At 30.7% G+C, this 3,826-nt stretch carries 6 protein-coding genes; all 6 read left to right on the top strand.

Annotation, left to right across the window (positions count from 1 at the left end; all coding sequences use genetic code 11):
• The coding region (locus tag JG677_RS07380; RefSeq protein ID WP_200286004.1) for a Kae1-like domain-containing protein at positions 1-208 on the top strand (208 nt) is incomplete at its 5' end.
• Between the two features lie 74 nt (positions 209-282).
• The gene (gene hypB / locus JG677_RS07375) at positions 283-1,017 is read left to right on the top strand and encodes a hydrogenase nickel incorporation protein HypB (protein WP_200217567.1); all 735 of its coding nucleotides are present in this window, start codon (positions 283-285) and stop codon (positions 1,015-1,017) included.
• Positions 1,017-1,298, top strand: coding sequence for a HypC/HybG/HupF family hydrogenase formation chaperone (locus JG677_RS07370; RefSeq protein ID WP_200217566.1), 282 nt, complete (start codon positions 1,017-1,019; stop codon positions 1,296-1,298). The genes hypB and JG677_RS07370 overlap by 1 nt, the downstream gene beginning before the upstream one ends.
• On the top strand, positions 1,282-2,373 hold the full coding sequence (gene hypD / locus JG677_RS07365) for a hydrogenase formation protein HypD (RefSeq protein ID WP_200286002.1): 1,092 nt from the start codon (positions 1,282-1,284) through the stop codon (positions 2,371-2,373). The genes JG677_RS07370 and hypD overlap by 17 nt, the downstream gene beginning before the upstream one ends.
• Complete coding sequence (gene hypE / locus JG677_RS07360; RefSeq protein WP_200217564.1) at positions 2,370-3,344, top strand: hydrogenase expression/formation protein HypE; 975 nt, start codon at positions 2,370-2,372, stop codon at positions 3,342-3,344. Before hypD ends, hypE begins: the two co-directional genes overlap by 4 nt.
• Positions 3,344-3,688 (top strand): hydrogenase maturation nickel metallochaperone HypA, encoded by a 345-nt coding sequence (gene hypA, locus JG677_RS07355; protein ID WP_200286000.1) that lies wholly within the window; start codon positions 3,344-3,346, stop codon positions 3,686-3,688. Before hypE ends, hypA begins: the two co-directional genes overlap by 1 nt.
• The last annotated feature ends 138 nt before the right edge of the window (positions 3,689-3,826 follow it).

Raw genomic sequence — 3,826 nt, 5'->3', positions numbered from 1 at the left:
GTTTAATGCTTTGGCAAATTTTATCATAGAATTTAGTAAAGATTATGATTTAAAAGTGCTTTTAAGTGGAGGAGTTTTTCAAAATAAAACCTTACTTGAAATTTTAAAAGCTAAAGAATTTAACTTTTTTGTGCCTTTAAAATATCCTTGCAATGATAGTTCTATTGCTTTAGGACAAATGGTACATTATTTAAATTCAAAAAAATAAAAAAATATTTTAAAACTCATAATTTTTTAATGCTTTTAAGGCTAAAATGAAGTAAAAACTAAAAGGAAAAAACAATGTGTAAAGATTGTGGCTGTTCTATAAATTCAACTCATACTCACGATCACCATCATCACGAAAATCCAAGTCTAAAAGAAAGTAAAACCATAGAAGTAATTTCTAAAATATTAGATAAAAATGATGAAGAAGCAAAACACAACAGAGCTCATTTCAATGAAACAAACACGCTTTGTATTAATTTAATGAGTTCTCCAGGTAGTGGTAAAACAACGCTTTTAGAAAAAACTATCAAAGCTTTAAAAGATGAGTTTAAAATTGCTGTGATTGAAGGAGATTTAGAAACCAATAACGATGCCCTAAGAGTAAGAGATGCTGGAGCTTTAGCATATCAAATTACTACAGGACAAAGTTGTCATTTAGATGCTTTTATGGTGCATAAGGCTTTACATCATTTAGATATTAAAGATATAGATTTACTTTTTATAGAAAATGTAGGCAATTTAGTTTGCCCTGCAAGTTATGATTTAGGAGAGCATTTAAATGTGGTCTTGCTTTCTGTAACTGAAGGTAGCGATAAACCACAAAAATATCCTGTAATGTTTAAAAAAGCAGATATTGTATTAATTACAAAGGCTGATTTGGCACATCATTTTGATTTTGATATTAAAGAAGCTACTAGGCTTATCAAAGAATTAAGTCCTAGAGCTGATATCATTACTCTTGATGCAAAAAATGGCACAAATATGGAGCTTTGGTATAAAGTGCTTAAACTCAAAAAGGAGCTTTTTTAATGTGTTTATCTATACCTTCTGAAATTTTAGAAATAGATGAGTTAAATAATGCTTTAGTGCAAACTTTAGGCGTAAAAAGAAAAGTAAATTTAGATCTTATTGATGAGCCTCTAAAACAAGGTGATTATGTTTTAATCCACGTTGGAGTTGCTATGGAAAAAATCGACAAAGAAGCTGCACTAGAGAGCATTAAAACCTATCAAGAAATAGTAGAAAAAATGAATAGCGGGGAGATAAAAAGTAATGAGGGGGATTTAGGTTTAAATGAATTTTATCGATGAATTTAGAGATAAAGAAAGTATTTTAGCCCTAAAAAAACTTATAGAACAAGAGCTTAAAAACCCTATCAATATTATGGAGATTTGTGGCGGACATACTCATAGTATTATGAAGTATGCCCTACCTTCCATTTTACCAAAAGAGATAAATTTTATTCATGGACCAGGTTGTCCAGTTTGTGTAATGCCAAGAGAACGTATTGATATAGCTATTAAATTAGCTTCGATGAAAGATACTATTTTTTGCACCTTAGGAGATCTTTTAAGAGTGCCTGGTAGTGAGTTTTCTTTGCTTGATTTAAGAGCTAAAGGAGCTGACATTAGAGCGCTTTACTCTCCACTTGAAGTTTTAGATCTTGCTAAAAAAAATCCAGATAAAATCATTATCTTTTTTGCCATAGGCTTTGAAACTACTACACCTATGAGTGCCTTACTTCTTGAAAAAGTGATAAAAGAAAATTTAAACAACGTCTTTTTTCATATCAATCATATCACCGTTCCAGCTCCTATTGAAGCGATTATGAGTGATGAAAACGTAAAAATCAATGCCTTTTTAGGTCCTTCTCATGTAAGTGTGATCACAGGTTATGGTATTTATGAACCTTTAGCTATCAAATTTAAAACTCCTATTGCCGTAAGTGGTTTTGAGCCTGTAGATATTTTAGAAAGCATTTTAAATATCATAAAACAAAGCAATGAAGGTAAATTTGAAGTATTTAATCAATATAAAAGAGCTGTAAGTAAAGAAGGCAATATCAAAGCCCAAAATTTGGTTAAAAAATATTTCCAAGTATGTGATTTTGAATTTCGTGGCTTAGGACTTATTAAAGATGGAGGCTTAAAGCTAAAAGAAGAATTTAGCACCTATGATGCAGGTAAAAAGTTTGATTGCACTGTGCAAAGCAAAAATGAAAATAAAGCTTGTATTTGTGGGCAAATTTTAAGAGGTTTAGCCAAGCCTTATGATTGTAAAGTTTTTGCTAAAGCTTGCACTCCAAAAAATCCCATAGGAAGTTGCATGGTTTCAGGTGAAGGAGCTTGTGCAGCATATTATAAATATTCAAAGGTGAATACATGAAAAATATTTCCTTAGCTCATGGGGGTGGCGGAGAAGAGATGAATGAGCTTTTAACTAAGCTTTTCAAGATCTTTAATAATGAAATTTTAAATGCAAACAATGATGCAGCGATTTTGGGCAATTTAGCCTTAAGTACAGATTCTTTTGTATTAAGTCCGATTTTTTTAGATGATGAGATCAATATCGGCAAACTTTGTGTTTGTGGTTCTATTAATGATATTTTAATGGTAGGAGCAAAGCCAAAATATCTAAGTTTAGGACTTATTTTAGAAGAGGGTTTTGAGCTAGAAAAACTAGAACGCATTTTAAAAAGTATCAAAAAAGAGTGTGAAAAATGTGGTGTAATGCTAGTTTGTGGCGATACTAAAGTTGTTCCTAAGGGCAAAGGTGATGAGATTTATATCAACACCACTGCCTTAGGAGAGATCATTGCTAAAAAAGAAAGTAAAAATATCAGAGCAGGGCTTAGTATACTTGTTTCAGGCGATATAGGAAGACACGGAGCTAGTGTTTTAATCAAAAGAAATAATCTAGAAGCTAATATTAAAAGTGATTGTAAAGCTTTAGATAAAGAGGTTTTGGAACTTTTAGAAAAAGATATCAAAGTCATTGCTATGCGTGATGCAACACGAGGCGGACTTAGTGCGGTTTTAAATGAGTGGGCAAAACAAAGCGGAAATGATCTTTTAATTTTTGAAGAAAAAATTACCATACAAGATGAGGTTTTAGGACTTTGTGAGCTTTTTGGCTATGAAGCATATGAACTTGCCAATGAAGGTACTTTTATACTTTGCGTAGAAAAAGAAGATGAGTTAAAAGCCTTAGAAATTCTAAAAAAATACAATGCGAATGCGAGTATTATAGGTGAAGTTTTAGAAGAGAAAAAAGCACGCGTGATTTTACAAAATGCTTATGGAGCTAAACGCTTTTTAGAAAGCCCTAAAGGCGAACTTCTACCAAGAATTTGCTAATGCACGAATTAAGTATAGTAGAATCTTTAATCGAACTTTGCGAAGAAAACGCCCTAAGCAATAATGCCAAAAATGTGCAAGAAATTTATGTAAAAATCGGGCGTTTAAGTGGTATAGAAGTAGATCTTTTTAGACGTTGCTTTGAAACCTTTAAAGAAAACTCAAATCTTTGCAAAAATGCTAAGCTTTTTATAGAGCTTGCCCCACTTGAAATTTTATGTTTAAAATGTGATCAAAAAAGCATTTTAGAAGAAAATATTTTTAAATGCCCTAAGTGTGAAAGTATAGAATACAAAATCACACAAGGTGAAGATTTGCACTTAATGAGGCTTATAATGGAGTGAATTTAAAGATGAATAATTTTAGATTTATCAGTAAATTAATGAAAACATTAAAAACAAACCAATAAATTAAAAAATATTTTTTATATAAATAAAGCTCCAATATATTTTAAATTTAAAAATAAAACTAATATTATTTAA

The organism is Campylobacter sp. TTU-622 (assembly GCF_016598965.1).
Taxonomy (GTDB): domain Bacteria; phylum Campylobacterota; class Campylobacteria; order Campylobacterales; family Campylobacteraceae; genus Campylobacter_D.
Note: the sequence above shows the minus strand (reverse complement) of the source record. Positions and strands in the feature narration are given on the sequence as shown.